Source organism: Phycisphaerales bacterium (assembly GCA_035627955.1).
Taxonomy (GTDB): domain Bacteria; phylum Planctomycetota; class Phycisphaerae; order Phycisphaerales; family UBA1924; genus JAEYTB01.
In genome coordinates, this window is sequence record DASPKU010000002.1 from 188,732 (window position 1) to 205,457 (window position 16,726).

Below are 16,726 nucleotides of genomic sequence, written 5' to 3' on the forward strand. Positions count from 1 at the left end.
GAGCTCCAGGGGGTCGGGGACATTCGTGGGTTAGAGGTCGGTGGGGGAGAGGCAGAGGCCGAGGGTGACGGCCCAGCCGGGCTGGGGCTGCTTGAGGTCAACGCCGAGCGCCGGCTCACTGCCGGTGCGGGCGACGCGGGCGAGGGGGTCGGCCATCTGCGCGGGCAGGCGGAGGGCCTTGGCAATGGCCTGGCAGAGGCCCTTGTGGCGGGCCTCGCCGCCGACGAAGATCGCGCGTTCTACGCGCTTGCCGGGAAACTGGCTCTCGTGGTAGCGGACGCACATCAGAACCTCGTCGGTGAGGCTCTCGAGGGGCTCGCTGAGGTCGGCGGCGGCGGGGGCGAAGGCGGCGCGGGGCTGGGCGGCGAGGTCGGTGGTGAAGCCGGTGGCGAGGGGCTGCAGGCCGCGTTCGTCGGAGCGCTTGAAAGGCTCGGCGTGCGCGCCCGCGCCGACGAGCGCGGGAGCGGGTGCCGCGACGGTGGCGGGGCGGTGGATGGTGCGGACGAGCTCGTCGGCCTCCATGCGGCGGCGGCCGGCCTCCGCGAGGTCGCACTTGAGCTGCTTGGCGATGGTCTCGTCGAAGTGGCGGCCGCCGAGCTGGATGGCGCGGGCGAAGGCGAGGTCCTTGCCGTGCGAGATCATGACGTTGGTGGTGGCGTTGCCGATGTCGAGGTAGAGGGTGTTGATGGCGGAGTCGGTCTCGCGCTTGTGGACATGATCGAAGGTGCGGAGCACGGCGGCGAACTCGCTGTGCATGCCGACGGGCTGGAGCTTGCAGGCGGCGATCGCGCCCATGAGCTGCTGCACGAGCTCGAAGGAGACGGCGGTGACGATGACCTCGGCCTTGCCGGGGCGGTCGGGCGCGGGGACTTCGGTGAAGCGGTGCACGATCGTCGCGGGGTCCAGGTTGAAGGCGCCAGGGAGCGCGGCGTTCACGAGCGCGGCCGTGGACTGGCCCTCGACGCGCTGCAGCGAGAGGTGCTTGCAGTGGATGGCCCAGGCGGGGATGGCGCACACGGCGCGCTTGCCCTTGAAGCCGCCGGAGCGGAGGAGGCGCGGGAGGCCTTCGAGCTGGAACTTGAGGCGGCGGGACTGGTCGCGGAGGAGGTCGAGGGGTGTTTCGAGGCAGGCCGCGGCGACGAGCGAGGGGGGCTCGCCCTGCTGCACCTGGAGGATCTTGAGGGCGGCGGTGCCGAACTCGATGGCGATGGGGAGGGCGTGGGTGGTGTTGATGCCGAGCGTCTCGCCCACGGAGGAGGAGAGGACGTTGCCCAGCTTGGAGAGCGAGCTGAACTTGGGGACGTTGAACGCCATCGGCGGGCAAGCTCCACACGGGGCAGGACAGGCAGGTCGGGGGCAGCATGTGCCCGCCGGCGCGCGTGTTCGCGGCAGGAGGTGCATCGGCCAGCGGGGTGCGGGTGTTCAGCGTGTCAGGGTCGAGTGCAGATTGCCCAGGCGTCGCGGGCGTGCGGGGCGGCGCAGGCGGTACACGCGGCGTGTCAGGCGTGTCAGACGCCTTTGAGCACAGACCCGATAACGCTCGTGAGCGTGCTCAGCGCCTCGCGCATGCGCCAGGTCTGGTTCGGCCGGTCGCCGGTGGTGTTGCTGATGACGCGGAGCTCGGCGAAGGGAACGCTGAGGCGCTCGGCGACGAGGGCGACGGCGGCGCCCTCCATGGCCTCGGCGAGGGCGCCGGTGCGGGTGCTGACGGCGCGGGCGAGGGTGTCGGTGCCGGAGCAGGTGGAGACGGTGGCGATGGGGCCGGTGTGGGTGCAGTGGGGGCGGAGAGCTTCGAGGGCGCGGGGGTCGGTGGGGATGTGGAGGCCGTGGGGGGAGGGGGCGAAGCCCAGGGCGGTGAGGTCGTCGAAGCCGGTGGGGGTGGCGACGCCCTCGTCGGCGAGGATGGAGTGGGTAGCGGCGATGGTGGCGAGGAGCGGGAGGTGGCCGTAGGTGCCGGCGATGCCGGTGCTGAGGACGAGCTTGTGGGAAGCGTTGAGGACGCGGGCGACGGCGCCCGCGGCGGGGGCCTTGCCCACGCCGGTGATGACGAGGTCGGTGGTGGCGGTCAGCGGGATCAACTGCCATTGGGGCAGCGGGTCGGGCGCATGCATCGGAGTTGCGGCAATGACGGCGCGGGCTTCGATGTCCGCGGCGACCGCGATCAGGAGTTTCCCGCCCTGGATGAGCTCGGCGAGCGGCATGGGGGCATGCTACGCGGCGGAGCGCTCGGCGTGGCTGGCGGGCGCGAGCGTCACCTCGCCGGCGTGCAACTGGCGGCGGGCCTCGTCGAACTGGCGCTCGGCCTGGACGAAGGCGTCGACCACGAGGGGGTCGAGGTGTGAGCCGCGGGAGTCGCGGATGAGGGCCGCGGCCTCGGCGTGGGAGAGCGAGGGCTTGTACACGCGGGCGGAAGTGAGGGCGTCGTAGACATCGGCGAGTGCGACGATGCGGGCGGCCAAGGGGATCTGCTCGCCTTCAAGGCGATAGGGATAGCCGCGCCCGTCGTAGCGCTCGTGGTGGGAGAGGGCGACCTGGATGCCCATGTTGATGAGGTCGTCGTCGCCCACGCGCTGGCGGATGGCGGCGAGGGTGTCGGCACCGATGATGGGGTGGAGCTCCATCAGGCGGCGCTCCTCGGGGGTGAAGGGCCCGGGTTTGAGGAGGATGGCGTCGGGGATGCCGACCTTGCCGATGTCGTGCATCGAGCTGGCGAGCTTGAGGCGCTCGATCCAGGGGCGGTCGATCTCGGGGTGCACGCCCAGGAGGTGCTCGGCGAGGATCTCGCTGTACTGGCAGATGCGCTCGAGGTGACGGCCGGTATCGGAATCGCGCGAGTCGGCGAGCTTGGCGAGGCCGAAGATGACGCCGTTGCGGATGGCGAGACCCTGCTGTGTGCGGCGCTCGACCTCGTGCTCGAGGCGTTCGTTGGCGCGCTCCAGGATGCTGTCGTAACGGCGGACGAGCATGATGGAGCCGAGCAGCGTGACGCCCAGCACGCAGAGGCCCGCGGCGGCGCCCCAGATCGTGAAGCCGCCCGTCAGGCGGGACTCCAGGGCGGCGATCGCCTCGGCGGACTGGTGAGCCACGATCCTGGTCTCGGCGGTGGGGTTGTACATGACGGCGACGGAGGCGTTGCCATTGAGCAGGTCGGTGTCGCCGGTGAGGATGGTGCCGGGCGTGATCCCGGCGACCGAGACCTTCTCGCCGCTGGGGTGAAGGGTGATGACCACGTCCGAGTAGTCGATGGAGCGGAGGTTGGGGTTCTTGCGGAGGCCGGGGTGGCAGACGATGTGGCCGAAGCGGTCGATGAGCACGAGGCTGGCGCCGCGGGGCATTTTGTAGGTTTCGACGAGGGATTGCGCGGCCTCCCAGCCAGTGCCCGAGTAGCGGAGCGGGCCGGCAGTGACCTTGGCAAGCTGCTCGTTGAACTGCTCGACGCCGCGGGAGACTTCTTCCATGAAGCGGTCGCGGGCGCGGGCGGAGACGTCGGCGCGGGCGAGGTGGAGGCTGGCGAGCCAGCCCAGGCCGATGACGGCGGCCTGGAGCAGGACCGTGAGCGCGATGAGGGTCGCGCGGCTGCGGATGCGCAGGGGTCCTGTCTTACGGAACGGGTGCACGCCAACAGATCGGATGGAAACTGCGCCGACTGCAGAGCGCGTGCGCGGTATGAGCGGGTCTGAATGTGTGCGCGGGGGATCGGGGCGGCGCGTGCGTCACTGGAGGGGGAAGAGGTCGCTTATGAGACGGTCGGCGGCGGGGAGCATGGCCGCGACTTCCTCGGGGGCGATTGCGGAGGGGCTGGGGATTTCGGTCATGCCGAGTTTCTTCACGAGCTCGGGGCGGATGGGGGTGTTGCGGGCGTCGCTGGTGGCGAGCATCTCCTCGACCTCTGCGGAGAGGAGGTAATCGGCGAGGCGGGTGGCCTCGTTGGGGTGCTGGTTGCCGCGGATCTTGGCAACGGTGTTGGGGATGACGAGGGGGCCGTGGCTGGGGAGGCCGGTGATTTTGATGCCGGGCTTGTCGGGGACCTCGAAGGCGAGCTCGACGGGCCAGTTCTCGCGCTTGCCCGCGTAGATGTCGTCGGAGTCGGTGAGGCCGATGACGATCTCGCCGGTGGAGAGGGCCTGCACCACGGCGGAGTTGCCGTCGTAGAGCTTGAGGCCGTTGTCCTTGAGGGCCTGGAGCCACTCGCGGACGGTCTTCTCGTCGGACTGGGCGAGCAGCGCGGCGATGAAGGTGCGGGTGGTGCCGAACTGGGGGCGGGCCATGCCGACCTTGCCGGAGAACTGGGGCTTGGTGAGGTCGCGGAGCTTGGTGGGGGCGGTCTGCTTGGTGTAGCGGTTGGTGTTGTAACCGATGACGCGGGCGCGCTGGGCGAAGCCGTACCACATCTTGTCCGTGGGACGGAGGTGGGCGGGCCAGCCGCCCTTGATCTCGGCCTCCTGGCGCGAGACGTAGGGGTCGAGCAGGCCGGACTTGGCGAGGGTGATGGTGCCGGAGGCCTCGTTGCTCCACCAGAGGTCGGCGCGGGGCTTGGCGCGCTCGTTGATGAGACGCTGGACGAGGCCGGTGGTTTTGGTTGCTTCGGTGTCGCCCTGGACCTCGACCTTGATGCCGGTCTGCTGCTCGAAGCGGGCGATGACGGGGTTGTAGATGTTGGGGTCGGCGGAGGTGTAGAGGACGACGCTGGTGGGGATGTCGGCCTGGTTGTTCTCGGAGCCGCGGCGCCAGAGGACGGCGACGGCGATGAGCATGCAGAAGCCGGAGACGGCGAGGAGGCCGCCGGCGATCTTCCATTGCGTCTCGCGGGGGAGTGCCCGCCAGCGGTCGCGCCCGTCGGCGAGCTTGTGGGCGGCGCTGCGCTTGAAGTTGAACCACCGGTCGCTCATGAGGGGAAGCTTACAGGAGATAGGACTCAGAGGAGGTCATAGGAGCCATAGGAAGCCGGAGGGAAGGCCGTGACTATCGTGGATCATGCGTTTCGTGTTCCTGGGAACGGGTACGTCCTCTGGCATCCCTGCGATCGGGTGCGAGTGCGCGACGTGCACGAGCGCGGACCCCCGGGACAACCGGCTGCGGACGTGCGCGGCCGTGGAGTGGACGGACGCGAAGGGGCAGGAGCGGGTGGTGCTGCTGGACTGCGGTCCAGACCTGCGGCAGCAGGCGCTGCGGCGGGGGATGAAGCGGTGCGACGCCATCCTGTTCACGCACAACCACGTGGATCACGTGTTCGGGCTGGACGAGGTGCGGCGGTTCAACGTGCTGCAGCACGGGCCGATCGATATCTATGCCGAGCCGCACACGCTGGAGCACCTGCAGCGGGTTTACAAGCACATCTTCGAGGCGCACCGGAACGTGAACGACTCGTTCGTGGCGACGCTGCTTGCGCACCGGATCGACGAGTCGACGGTGGCGGGCGGGCGGGGGATCGATGTGTTCGGGCTGCGGGTCACGCCGATCCGGCTGCTGCATGGCAAGCTGCCGGTGCTGGGGTTCCGCATTGATCCTCCCGCGGGGGTTGAGAGCTCCGTGTTTCCGCTGGCGTACTGCACGGATGTGTCGGGGATCCCGCCGGAGAGCTGGGCGCGGCTGGAGGGTGTGAAGACGCTGGTCCTTGATGCGCTGCGGCACCGGCACCACCCCACGCACTTCACGGTGGGGCAGGCGGTAGGCGTGGCGCACCGCGTCGGTGCGGAGCGGACGTGGTTCATCCACATGACGCACGACCTCAAGCACGCGGAGACGGACGCGGAGCTGCCGGAGGGGGTCTCGTTGGCGTGGGATGGGTTGGTGCTGGAGTGAACGGGCGTCCAGCGGGAAGACCCTCGCTTGCGCTTCGGGCTCGTTAGTCGTGCTTGGGTTGCTTCTCGTGGCGCGGGGCTTCGCGCTCGCCCTTGGGGCGGCCTTCGCGGGAGTGGGAGAGGTCGAGGCGGCCGGCGGGGGGTTTCTTCATATCGCGCTCGGCCTGGAGGCCAGCGGGGCCCTTGGCGATGGTGATGCCGCCGTCCACTTTGTAGAGCGAGCCGGTGACGTAGCTCGCCTCGTCGCTGGCGAGGAAGGCGTAGACGTTGGCGACTTCTTCGGGCGTGCCGCGCCGGCCGAGGAGGGTGGAGGCGATGGCCATCTTCTCGGTCTTGAGGTCCATGGGGCCGGATTCGCGGTGAGTCCAGGAGGTGTCGATGGGGCCGGGGCAGACGCAGTTGACGCGGACGCCGTGCTTGGCCTGCTCGGCGGCAAGGCTCTTGGCGAAGGCGTGCAGGTAGCCCTTGGTGCCGGCGTAGGGGGCGCCCTGCTCGAGGCCGACGAGGCCGGACTCGGAGCCGGCGAAGAGGATGACGCCGTTGCTCTTCTGGAGCTCGGGGAGCGCGGCGCGGGTCATCATGAACGCGGAGGTGATGTTGTTCTTGAGGAGGAGCTGGAAGTCGTCGGTGGTGAAGTTCTGGAGCTCTTCGAGGTTGGGGAAGCTGCCGGCGTTGTTGACGAGGATGTCGATCCTGCCGAAGGTGTCGACGGCGAGCTTGACGCAGGCGCGGGCCTGGAGGTCGTCGGCGAGGTCGCCGGAGAAGTCGGTGCTGCGCCCGCCTTTGGCGCGGATCTCCTGGGAGACGTCGTGCACGGGGTCGCCGGGGAGGCCGGCGACGACCACGGAGGCGCCCTCATCGATGAACTTCTTGCAGATGGCCTCACCGATGCCGGTGCCGCCGCCGGTGACGATGGCGACCTTGTCGGGCAGACGGAGTCTGGGGCTGGGCATGGAAGGCGACCTCCTTGGCCGCATGTTCGCGGGACGGCCTGACGCCGGGATGAGTGGCCCATGTGGTTTCTCATGCCAGCAGGGCGGACGCCTCTGACGCGGTCCTGCCGGTGACGCGGACCACCTTTTCGGGCGAGGCGTGGCCGACGATCACCTCGACGTCGCGCTCGCTAACGTTGAGCGCCGCGGCCAGGAGGGCGCACACGGCTTTATTGGCCCTGCCGGCCTCGGGCGGGGCTGAGACCTTGACCTTCAGGCGGTCTCCCAGGGGGCCGACGATCTGGTCGCGGCGGCTGCCGGGGACGACCTTGAGGGCGATGCGGACCGACTGGGGGGTGTGGGGGTCGTCCTCGAACATGGGCATCCGTAAACCCCTTGGGTGAGGCCGCCGATCAAGCAAGTGCGTAAAGAAATAGGGTTGCCCTCCACCCCGCCTGCTTTACGCTGGTACGGCCTTTGGATTCTTACCCCGGGAGCCCGCGCGTGAGGAAGACGTTTGTGAAGGTGTTGGCGGCGGCGGGCGTGTGCGCTGGGGTGCAGGCCCTGGGCCAGACGGCGGGGCAGACCCCGCTGTTCCCGGATCAGGTGCTGGTGGTGTACGACAGCCGGGTGGCGGACAGCCGCGCGGTGGCGGAGTTCTACGCGGGGTCAAAGAAGGTGCCGGGGGGCGTGGGCGGGGTGCTGCCGGCGCGCCCGGGCGTGCGGGTGTTTGACCTTGCGACCAGCGGGGCGCCGGTGACCACGGCCGACTATTGCTCGTACAACGACTTCCGCACGCGGGTCCGCGACCCGATCCGGGCCCACCTGACGGCCAACCGGCTGCAGCGGGTGGTGCGGTGCCTGGTGATGACCAGAGGCCTGCCGCACCGGATGGACGACAGCGACGCGCTGGTGGTGGGGGACAACCCGGGCGCGTTCGTCAACGAGTACAACGCGTTCGACGTGACCAGCGCGAGCATCGACAGCCAGCTGACGCTGCTGTGGCAGGACCTCAACACCGGCGAGAACGGCAATGCCAGCGACAGCAAGGACGACGGGCTGATCGTCAACCCGTACTGGAAACTCAACCTGCCGATCAACAGCTACACCAACGCGAACATCACCACGGCAAAGACGTTCACATCGACGAGCTTTGGGCCGGTGTGGGCAATCGGCGGTGCGGGGGCGACGCGGCTGTTCCCGGGTGACATGTACCTGGTGTGCAGGCTCGACGGGCACTCGCTCGCGGACGTGCAGGGGATGGTGAACCGCGGCAAGAACATCCTGTACAACGTGAACACCGATGTCGTGCTGCTGGATGAGGCGAACTCCAACGGCGTTACGGACACGGCGGCGAACGACGAGCTGGACAACTCGGGGGCGCTGGGCGGGATCCGATCCGGTGATGACTATGAGCGGACGCGCGACTACCTGCTGAACACCGACCGGCGGTTCGCGGCCGCGAACGTGCGGTACAACGCGGCGGGGGGCGCGGCCAACTTCTTCATCGGGCCGCGGGTGGGGCCCAACGGCGGGATCCTGGTGACCAGCCCGGTGGCGCTGCTGGCGACGTACGGCAGCAACCACGCGGGGACGTTCCCGACCAACTCGGGCGGCGCCTCGGTAGCGACGAGCTTCGCGGATTCCTTCAACTACACCAACGGGGCGATCTTCAACACCATCGAGAGCTACAACGGGCGGAAGTTCGGCGGACTGACCGAGGGGTCGATCGTGCAGGAGCAGGCGTCGGACTTCATCGCGGCGGGGGGGACGCTGGCGATCGGGCACGTGTGGGAGCCGCTGGCGGACACGATCGCGGACAACGAGTACCTGGCGAGCAACTTCCTGCTGGGCAACCTGCACTGGGCGGAGGCGGCGTGGACCAGCGTGCCGTGCCTGTCGTGGATGCACGTGGCCATTGGCGATCCGCTGGCGCGGGCGTGGCGGAGCAGCGAGGACGTGGACGCGAGCGGTCGGGTGGGCGTGGGCGATGCGTACGCGTGGCAGGTGACGCCGTCGGACGTGGACCGCTCGGGCGCGGCGGATAGCGCGGACCGGGTGCTGCTGCACGCGACGCTGCGGTTCTATGAGCGGGGGGACCTGGTGAACCGCAGGCCCTGAACAGGGCGGTGGTCAGTGCACGCCGCGGAGGACGCGTGCAGCGATCGTGAGCGGGCGGGTATCCTGCGGGCCTGATGTCGCAAGGCGTCCTTGAACAAGTGGTCGAGCGAGCGCCGGCGCCGGTGGAGGTGGTGCCGAGCGGTGGCGTGCGCGTCAGGGACGAGCGGATCCCGGAGCTGGACGCGCTGCGCGGGATCGCGGCGCTGGCGGTAGCGGTGTACCACTACACGGCGCGGTACGACGAGCTGTACAGGCACACGCCGGGGCTGCTGGGGGGGTGGGAGCACACGCACGAGGTGATGTCGTACGGGCGGTACGGCGTGCAGCTGTTCTTCATCATCTCGGGGTTCGTGATCCTGATGAGCGTGAGCCGCGCGAAGAGCGCGGGGCAGTTCGCGGTGCAGCGTGCAGCGCGGCTGTACCCGGCGTTCTGGGTGGCGTGCGCCGCGACGTGGCTGATCGTGGAGTGGTGCGGGCTGAAGGGGCGGCAGGTGTCGGGGGCGGTGCTGGGGCTGAACCTGACGATGGCGCCGATGTGGTTCAAGCCGGTGGCGCCGTGGGTGTGGTACGTGGACGGGGCGTACTGGAGCCTGAAGGAAGAGCTGCTGTTCTATGTGGTGATGGGGGTGGTGCTGCTGGTGGGGCTGCGGAAGCATGCGCTGTGGGTGGTGGGGGGGTTGGCGGGGCTGCACTTGTGCGGCCTGTGGGTCAGCGCCGACACGGCTGCGTCCTGGGCGCAGGCGGTAGGGTTCAAGAGTGCGTCGCAGCTCTACGACAGCGTGAACCTGCGGTGGTTCTGCCTATTCGCCATCGGGATGGTGCTGTACGAGACCCTCAAAGGAGCGTGGAAGGTGCGCCACTGGGTGGTGCTGGCGGTGGCGATGATGGACGTGTTGCTGCCGCTGAACAAGGCCAAGGGGTATGGGCAGCTGGTGTCGGACTGGCCGTGGATGTTCGAGGACCGGCCGGGGCCGAGCGGGTGGGAGCACTTCTTCGTGGTCGTCACCGCGGCAGCACTGGTGTGGGTGGCCGCGCGGATGCGCCCGGCGGTGCTGCGGTGGAGGCCGCTGGTGTGGCTGGGGGCGATCTCGTACAGCTTCTACCTGCTGCACCAGAACATCGGGTATGTGGTGATCAGAGAGTGTGAGGCTCGTGGGGTGGATGCGAATGTGGCGGTGGTGGTGGCGCTGTGTGTGGTGGCGGGGTTGGCGAGTGGGCTAACGTTTGGGGTGGAGCGGCCGGTGTATTCGTTAGTGAAGGGGTGGATGAAGGGGCGGGCGGGCGCGGGGGGTGGGGTTGGCGCGCGGTGATGTGTGAGTTCTCCTTCGCCCCTTCGGGGCGAGTGAGTTCCGCGCGGGCATCCACCAGTTGCGCTCGCCGCGAAGCGCGGCATCGCTCCACTGGTGGCAACACTCTGGCGCCCCGTTGGGGCGGGGAGGCGGCCGGTGAAGCTCGGACTTCCTATGCCTTTCCTTCGCCGGTTCGGGGCGAGTGAGCTCTTTGCGCAACGGTCCACCAGTTGCGCTCGCCGCGAAGCGCGGCTTCGCTCCACTGGTGGCAACACTCTGTCGCCCCGTTGGGACGGGGGAAAGCACCGAGATGAGGACATCTCGGTGGCACTTCACGCCTGCGCGGCGGTGTGGGCGGCTTTCTGGGCTTCGAGCTGCATGGCCTTGTGGCCTTCGACCTGAAGGCGGAGGAGGTCGGCGTAGCGGCCGCCGAGGGCGGTGAGCTCGTCGTGGGTGCCAAGCTCGATGAGCTTGCCAGCCTCGAGCACGGCGATGCGGTCCGCGCTGCGGACGGTGCTCAGGCGGTGGGCGATGACGAAGCTGGTGCGGCCCTGCATGAGCGTCGTCAGGGAGCGCTGGATGAGGGCCTCGCTCTCGCTGTCGAGGTTGCTGGTGGCCTCGTCGAGGATAAGGATGAGCGGGTCGGCGAGGAGGGCGCGGGCGATGGCGATGCGCTGCTTCTGGCCGCCGGAGAGGCGCACGCCGCGCTCGCCGATGAGTGTGTTGTACCCCTTGTCGAGCTCGCGGATGAAGCCGTCGGCGTTGGCCATCTTCGCGGCGTCGGTGATCTCCTGCTCGCTGACGTCGCGCCGGGCGTAGGCAATGTTCTGGGCGATGGTGCCGTCGAAGAGGAAGACGTCCTGCTCCACGATGCCCAGCAGCGAGCGGTAGGAGCGGACGTCGGTGTCGCGGAGGTCGGTGCCGTCAAAGAGCACGCTGCCGCTGGTGGGGTCGTAGAAGCGGGCGATGAGGTTGCACAGCGTGGTCTTGCCCGAGCCCGAGGGGCCGACGAGGGCGATGGTCTCGCCGGCGCGGACCTTGAGCGAGACGCCCTTGATGACGGGCTCGGGTTCGGCGCTTGTCTTGGCCTGGCCGTTGTCGACGGTCTGGGTGTTGGCCGCGAGGGCCTCCACGGCGGTCTTCTTGGCGGCGCGGGGGTAGGAGAACCAGACGTCGCGGAGCTCGATGTCGCCCTTGGCGGTGGCGCGGGAGACGAGCTTGCCGGTGCGCTGGCCGTGGAACTCGGGCTCTTCATGGAGGAGGTCGAGGACGCGGTCGAGGGCGGCGAGGTTGTTCTGGATGAGGGTGGCGGTGGCGGTGAGGGTCTCCATGGGTCCCAGCAGCATGAGCAGGTAGGTGGAGAACATCATCACGTCGCCAATGGTGAGCTTGCCCTTAAGCACCTGCGTGCCGCCGTAGATGAGCACGCCGGCGGAGGCCGCGGGGATGAGCACGGCCCAGATGGACTCAAGCAGTCGGCTCCACCACCAGATGTGGACCTCGAGCCGCGCGAGGTAGTGCTGAGCGGTGGTGAATCGGAGCGATTCGGCACGCTCGCGGTTGAAGCCGCGGACCACGCGCATGCCGCCGAAGGCCTCGGTGGTGGTGGAGTCGATGACCTGGCGGACCATCTTGGTGTCGCGGAACATCGGGCGGATGCGGCTGATCCAGGTGCGGTGGGTCACGAAGAGCAGGGGGATGAGGGCGAGGCCGCCGACGAGCATGCGCCAATCGACCCACGCGAGGATGACGAGCGTGCCCAGCAGCTGGATGATCGCCTTCCAAGGGTTGTAGATCATCTGGAAGAGCAGGTCGGCGACGGAGCCGGCGTCCTCGCGCAGGAGGCTCGACATGCCGCCCGACTTGTAGTGGTAGATGCGGTGGAGGGGCAGGGCGCCGGCGTGCACGAAGGCGCGGGTGCGGAGCTCGGTGGCGACGCGCTTGGTGACGCGGGTCATCTGCCAGCGGCCCAGGGTGCCGATGAGCACGGCCGCGAGGGAGAGGACGATCATCGCGCCCCCAAGCCAGTAGAGCAGGGTGGTGCGGGAGTCGGGCAGGCGGGGCTTGAGCCACTCGGGCAAACCGGTGGGGCCGGGCTGATCGGTGATGATGTAATCGATCGCGATCTTGGTCGCGGCCGGGATCAGCAGGCCGATGCCGGTGACGATGGTGAGCGTGGTGAGGGCGAGGGCGATGTACGCGCGGTGGCCCCTGCAGAGGGACCAGAACTGGGCAAAGAGGTGGAAGAAGGAGCGGGAGCGGGCCTTCTTCTTGGCCATCGCCTCTGCGGTTTCGTCGGGCTTGCCCTCGCGCCGCTTGGCCCGGTAGCTCTGGTAGCGGGCACGGCTGCTTTCACGGCGCGACAGCATGGGGCGATCCTACGCGGGGGCGGCCCAGGTGTGGCGGCGTCTCGGCCTGCGTGCGCGGCACTAGCATTGCGCATGGATCCACTGATCAGAGCGCTGCTGACGACCTGGGCCTCACACCGTGATTACGTGCAGAAGCTGGTGGCGGATGTTCCGGAGGCGGAGATGGTGTCGCAACCGGTGCCGGGCGTGGTGATGAACCACCCGGCGTGGACGCTGGGGCACCTGCTGCCGTACTGCTCGACGGTGGCGTCGATGGTGCGGGGCGAGGCGTTCCCCGATCCGGCGAACTCGCCGTTTGCGAAGGGGAGCTCGCCCAGCGCGGACGCTGGGGTGTACCCCAAGAAGGCGGAGCTGGTGGCGGCGTTCATCAGGGCGCACGACGACGCCGCGGCGGCGCTGGAGCGGGCGGACGTGTCGGTAATGTCGCGCCCGATCCCGCTGGAGCGGTGGAAGGCGCGGTTCCCGACGGTTGGCGACGCGGTGGTGTACCTGATGACGTCGCACGAGGCGACGCACCTGGGGCAGCTGAGCGCGTGGCGGCGGGCGGGGAAGCGGCCGTCGGTGTAAGGGGGGAACGAAAGGGCAAAGGGCAAAGTTGCAAATGGCAAATCAGAGCCGGGCCGCCGGCGTTCCCATTTGCCCTTTGGACATTTGCCCTTTGCTCATGTGTGCTCAGCTCGCCCGCTTGATGTCTTCGGCTCGCACGTGGTGCTCGGTGGCGAGGGCGCTCCACGTCGCGAGGATGATGATGACGACGCCGGTAATGACTGCGTTCCACATCAGGGTGAGATCGACCACACGCGACATCATCCACGGCGAGAGCATGATCCACAGGCCGAGCGCGGCGTTGACCCAGCTGGGCCAGGCGGGGCCGTAGCCGGCGGCTCGCGCCGCGGCGAGGGTGGCGACCAGCAGGCCGGTGATGGCGAGGTCCCACGGGAACGCGGTGGTGCCCTGTAGGAGGAAGGCGGAGGCGAAGAGCCACAGGCCCACAAGGGTGTCGAGGCCGCTGGTGATGCGGACGGGGTCGCGGGGGTGTCGCACGGCGAGGGGCATGGAGTGCTCCCTTCACCTTCAGCGTTCGCCCTCCAAAGCGCGTACGGGGTGAGTGTGGGCTGAACCGTGCGGTAAGCGAGGTGGAACCACGTCACCACCGAGATGAAGACATCTCGGTGGCACTAGGGCGCCGGGTGGACGGGCTTTTCGCCGATCAGGACGCGGTAGACGTCCTTGACCACCCAGCTCATATTGACGTGGGCGGTAGCCGTCGATGCCGCGAGGTGGGGCGAGAGGAAGGCGTTTGGCAGGCCCAGCAGCGGGTAATCGTTGCAGAAGGGCTCGGGGTCGTGGACGTCGATGAGGGCCTTGGCGGTGGGGGTGGCGCGGAGCCAGCTGGCCAGAGCGGGGGCGTCGACGACGAGGCCGCGGCTGGTATTGACGACGATGGCGGTCTTGCGCAGCTGGGCGAGCAGCGCGGCGTTCACGAAGTGTCGATTGGTGGGGCGGGAGTCGATGTGGATGCTGAGGATGTCGGTGCGGTAGAGGAGCTCGTCGAGAGGAACAGGGCGGGCGCCGTGCCGGCGCTGCTCGGGGACGTCGACGAGGTCGGTGTAGAGGACGTCCATCCCGAGGCCCTGGGCGACGCGGGCGACGCGTGAGCCGACGCGTCCCATGCCGAGGATGCCCATGGTGAGCTCGCTGAGCTGGTTGATGGCCTCCATCTCGCGCCGCAGGCGGTTCCAGCGCTGCTGGTCGATGGCTTCGCTCAGAAAGCGGCGGGGGCGGAGGCCGTCGAAGAGCATGGCGAAGACGTACTCGGCCACGGCCTGAGTGTTGGCGTCGGGCGTGTGGACGACCTCGATCCTGCGGCGGCGGCACTCGGCGACGTCGATGCGGTCGAGGCCAACGCCGGCGCGGCCGACCACCTTGAGGCGCGGGGCCTTGTCGAGGAACGCGGCGTCGACGCGGGTGTAGGTGCGGACGACGGCGGCGTCGGCGCGAGCCAGCAGGTCGTCGAAGCCGGGTTCAGAGAAGTGCTTGGCGACCAGCTCGCAGGACTCGCGCAGCCATGCGGCGGCCGCGGGGTCCAGGTCTTCGGTCTGGAGGACGAAGGGGCGGGTCACGGGGGGATCATTGGCGGGGGGTGGGGAGAAGGCGGGCTGGGGGTTAGGTTCGATCGTGGTGGAGGCATCCTTCGCCCCTTAGGGGCGATGTGAGTTGGCCGGCCCCTACCACCAGTTGCGCTCGAAGACTCGCTTCACTGGTGGCAACACTCTGGCGCCCCGTTGGGGCGATGAGGCAAGAAAAAGAGCCGGCCACGGTTGCTCGTGGCCGGCTCCGCTCAGGAGAAACAGATGCAAACTCGCCCCGGCCGGTGTCCCGATCCCGGGGCGGCTCTCGTTACTGGGTCAGTTCGAGCACGGCGTTCATGGAGCCGCTGGAGCGGTCCACGAGGGTGTCGCGTCCGTAGCCGAGGACCTGCTCGCGCTTGAACTCGGCGTGCTCCTTGTGGCTGGTCATGCAGACCGCACGCCCCTGGCGGTCCAGCTTGGAGGCGACCTCGACCGCCTTGGCGGCGGGGAGCTTGAAGAGGTCACGGAGCATGGAGGTGACGTAGTTGTACGAGTGGTCCTGGTCCTTCATGAGGACGACATTCCACTGCTGGAGCTGGTCAACCTTCTTGTCGAAGCTCTTCGCGGGGGGGACCGCGGGCTGGGTGCTGTCGGGTGACGGACGCTGCTCGTTGGTGTTGCTCATGTCGAGGGAATATTCGCGTGTCGCGCCCCGGAAGTGCATGGGGTCTTTTCGCTATTGGCCAGGTGAGGTCTTAATCTCTCGCGGAGCTCGCGGCGGCGCGGAAAAAAAGCAGGAACAGAAAGAAAACGGCCGACGCTGGTGCGCCGGCCGTTGTGGTTGTCTGTGCTGTAAGAGCTGCGTCAGTCCTTCTTCGGCTCGTCCTTCTCGGGCTTCTCGCCGGGCTTGGACTGGCCCTGCTGGTGGAAGCGTGCGAGGATTTCCTGCTCCTTCTCGGCGTCGGGGACGCCGGGGTGGAACTTGCGGCGGCCGCTCGCTTCGGGCAGGCCCTTCCACCACTCCAGCGTGTCGCGGCAGGTGTCCTCGATGGGGCGGAACTTGAGGCCGGCCTTGATCGCCTTGCTCACGTTGCGCTGGTGGAAGCCGACGTACTCATCGACCGGCGGGATCCAGATCGGGAAGTAGACGCCCTCCTGATCCTTGAGGAACTCGTGGGGCACCCACGTCAGTGTGCTCTTGTTTGAGGACGCCTTCTGGCAGGCCTCGAGCACGCGCCCCCACTTGAGCTCACCGGCCGCGGGGCCGAGCGCGTCGTAGGCGCCCAGCGTCTTGTTCTCGGCGAGGTGCACGAGCCACTCGCCCAGATCGCGCACGTCCACGAGCTGGATGGGGTCATTGGGGGTGCCGGGGGCGAGGATCTCGCCGCCGCGCTCGGCGCGGGCGGGCCAGTAGGCGAAGCGGCCGGTGGGGTCGTCCGGGCCGACGATGTAACCGGGGCGGACGATGGTGGTCTTGCCCGGGCACGCGGCCTCGACCGCGCGCTCGCACAGCACCTTGAGCGGCCCGTAGTACTTCCCGCCGGGGCCCATGTTCTCGACCGTCGGGTCGCCGTCCATCTCCGCGAGCTTGGCGGTCTCGTCATCGCCGACGCCCCGCGAGGGGCCGTAGGCGGAGACGCTGGAGATGAAGATGTACTGCCCGACGTTGGGGGCGAGGAGGTCGGCGGAGGCCTTGACGTGGCGCGGGTAGTAGCCCGAGTCGTCGATGACGACGTCCCACTGTTTGCCCTCGAGCGACTTGACGCCCTCGTACTTCTTCTCCTCGCCGTTCACGGTGATGGGGTCGGAGGTCTTGCTGGGGTCGCGGTTGCCGAAGAGCTTCTCGACCTCGTCGTCCTTGAAGAGGCCCGGGCGAGTGCGGCCGCGGGTGAAGGTGGAGACCGAGTGGCCGTTCTTCTGGGCCGCGCGGATGATGGCGGGGCCGAGGAAACCGGTGCCGCCGAGGATGAGGATGCGCAGCTTCTTGCCGTTGCCGGCGGGCTTGGCCTCGCCCTTGGTCGCGGGCTGGCCCATCGCGGCGCCGGCGAGGGACAGGGTGAGGCCCGCGGCCATGGAGGTCTGGAGGAACTGACGGCGCGTTGTCATTGGGAGCGCTCCGGGAATCTTGGCAGGTCCGCCGGC

Annotated in this window: 15 protein-coding genes; 4 read left to right on the forward strand and 11 right to left on the reverse strand. The window is 68.8% G+C overall.

The genetic code is table 11. The features are described 5' to 3' along the window. Positions 1-30 precede the first annotated feature (30 nt). The 4 genes from pilM to VD997_03010 form a co-directional block, all read right to left on the reverse strand. Positions 31-1,314 carry a pilus assembly protein PilM gene (gene pilM, locus VD997_02995; GenBank protein ID HYE60940.1) on the reverse strand — a complete coding sequence of 428 codons (1,284 nt, stop codon included), beginning with the start codon at positions 1,312-1,314 and terminating at the stop codon, positions 31-33. Positions 1,315-1,508: 194 nt separating this feature from the next. Beyond that, positions 1,509-2,201, reverse strand: coding sequence for a futalosine hydrolase (gene mqnB, locus VD997_03000; GenBank protein HYE60941.1), 693 nt, complete (start codon positions 2,199-2,201; stop codon positions 1,509-1,511). 9 nt (positions 2,202-2,210) lie between these two features. Further along, entirely contained in the window at positions 2,211-3,617 is a 1,407-nt protein-coding gene (locus VD997_03005; protein HYE60942.1) for an HD domain-containing phosphohydrolase, read from the reverse strand. Between the two features lie 96 nt (positions 3,618-3,713). Beyond that, positions 3,714-4,889 carry an extracellular solute-binding protein gene (locus tag VD997_03010; protein ID HYE60943.1) on the reverse strand — a complete coding sequence of 392 codons (1,176 nt, stop codon included), beginning with the start codon at positions 4,887-4,889 and terminating at the stop codon, positions 3,714-3,716. A gap of 85 nt (positions 4,890-4,974) precedes the next feature. Here VD997_03010 and VD997_03015 point away from each other — a divergent pair, with 85 nt between their 5' ends. Next, positions 4,975-5,802 (forward strand): MBL fold metallo-hydrolase, encoded by an 828-nt coding sequence (locus VD997_03015; protein ID HYE60944.1) that lies wholly within the window; start codon positions 4,975-4,977, stop codon positions 5,800-5,802. Between the two features lie 43 nt (positions 5,803-5,845). Here VD997_03015 and VD997_03020 read toward each other — a convergent pair whose 3' ends face one another. Then, positions 5,846-6,754, reverse strand: a complete 909-nt coding sequence (locus tag VD997_03020; protein ID HYE60945.1) for an SDR family oxidoreductase — start codon at positions 6,752-6,754, stop codon at positions 5,846-5,848. A 70-nt stretch (positions 6,755-6,824) separates the two neighbouring features. Continuing rightward, on the reverse strand, positions 6,825-7,118 hold the full coding sequence (locus tag VD997_03025) for a DUF167 domain-containing protein (GenBank protein HYE60946.1): 294 nt from the start codon (positions 7,116-7,118) through the stop codon (positions 6,825-6,827). Positions 7,119-7,237: 119 nt separating this feature from the next. Between VD997_03025 and VD997_03030 the strand changes: the two genes are divergently transcribed. Beyond that, positions 7,238-8,854 carry a hypothetical protein gene (locus tag VD997_03030; protein ID HYE60947.1) on the forward strand — a complete coding sequence of 539 codons (1,617 nt, stop codon included), beginning with the start codon at positions 7,238-7,240 and terminating at the stop codon, positions 8,852-8,854. Positions 8,855-8,928: 74 nt separating this feature from the next. Next, positions 8,929-10,164: an acyltransferase gene (locus tag VD997_03035; protein HYE60948.1), complete on the forward strand. Its 1,236-nt coding sequence runs from the start codon at positions 8,929-8,931 to the stop codon at positions 10,162-10,164. A gap of 311 nt (positions 10,165-10,475) precedes the next feature. Here VD997_03035 and VD997_03040 read toward each other — a convergent pair whose 3' ends face one another. Continuing rightward, positions 10,476-12,512 (reverse strand): ABC transporter ATP-binding protein, encoded by a 2,037-nt coding sequence (locus tag VD997_03040; protein HYE60949.1) that lies wholly within the window; start codon positions 12,510-12,512, stop codon positions 10,476-10,478. A gap of 72 nt (positions 12,513-12,584) precedes the next feature. Between VD997_03040 and VD997_03045 the strand changes: the two genes are divergently transcribed. Further along, positions 12,585-13,079, forward strand: coding sequence for a DinB family protein (locus tag VD997_03045; GenBank protein HYE60950.1), 495 nt, complete (start codon positions 12,585-12,587; stop codon positions 13,077-13,079). Positions 13,080-13,184: 105 nt separating this feature from the next. Here VD997_03045 and VD997_03050 read toward each other — a convergent pair whose 3' ends face one another. The 4 genes from VD997_03050 to VD997_03065 form a co-directional block, all read right to left on the reverse strand. Next, positions 13,185-13,568 (reverse strand): SPW repeat protein, encoded by a 384-nt coding sequence (locus VD997_03050; GenBank protein ID HYE60951.1) that lies wholly within the window; start codon positions 13,566-13,568, stop codon positions 13,185-13,187. Between the two features lie 122 nt (positions 13,569-13,690). Next, positions 13,691-14,635: an NAD(P)-dependent oxidoreductase gene (locus VD997_03055; protein ID HYE60952.1), complete on the reverse strand. Its 945-nt coding sequence runs from the start codon at positions 14,633-14,635 to the stop codon at positions 13,691-13,693. 277 nt (positions 14,636-14,912) lie between these two features. Continuing rightward, positions 14,913-15,269, reverse strand: a complete 357-nt coding sequence (locus tag VD997_03060; GenBank protein ID HYE60953.1) for an ATP-dependent Clp protease adaptor ClpS — start codon at positions 15,267-15,269, stop codon at positions 14,913-14,915. A gap of 179 nt (positions 15,270-15,448) precedes the next feature. Then, positions 15,449-16,690 carry an NAD-dependent epimerase/dehydratase family protein gene (locus VD997_03065; GenBank protein ID HYE60954.1) on the reverse strand — a complete coding sequence of 414 codons (1,242 nt, stop codon included), beginning with the start codon at positions 16,688-16,690 and terminating at the stop codon, positions 15,449-15,451. Between the last annotated feature and the right edge of the window lie 36 nt (positions 16,691-16,726).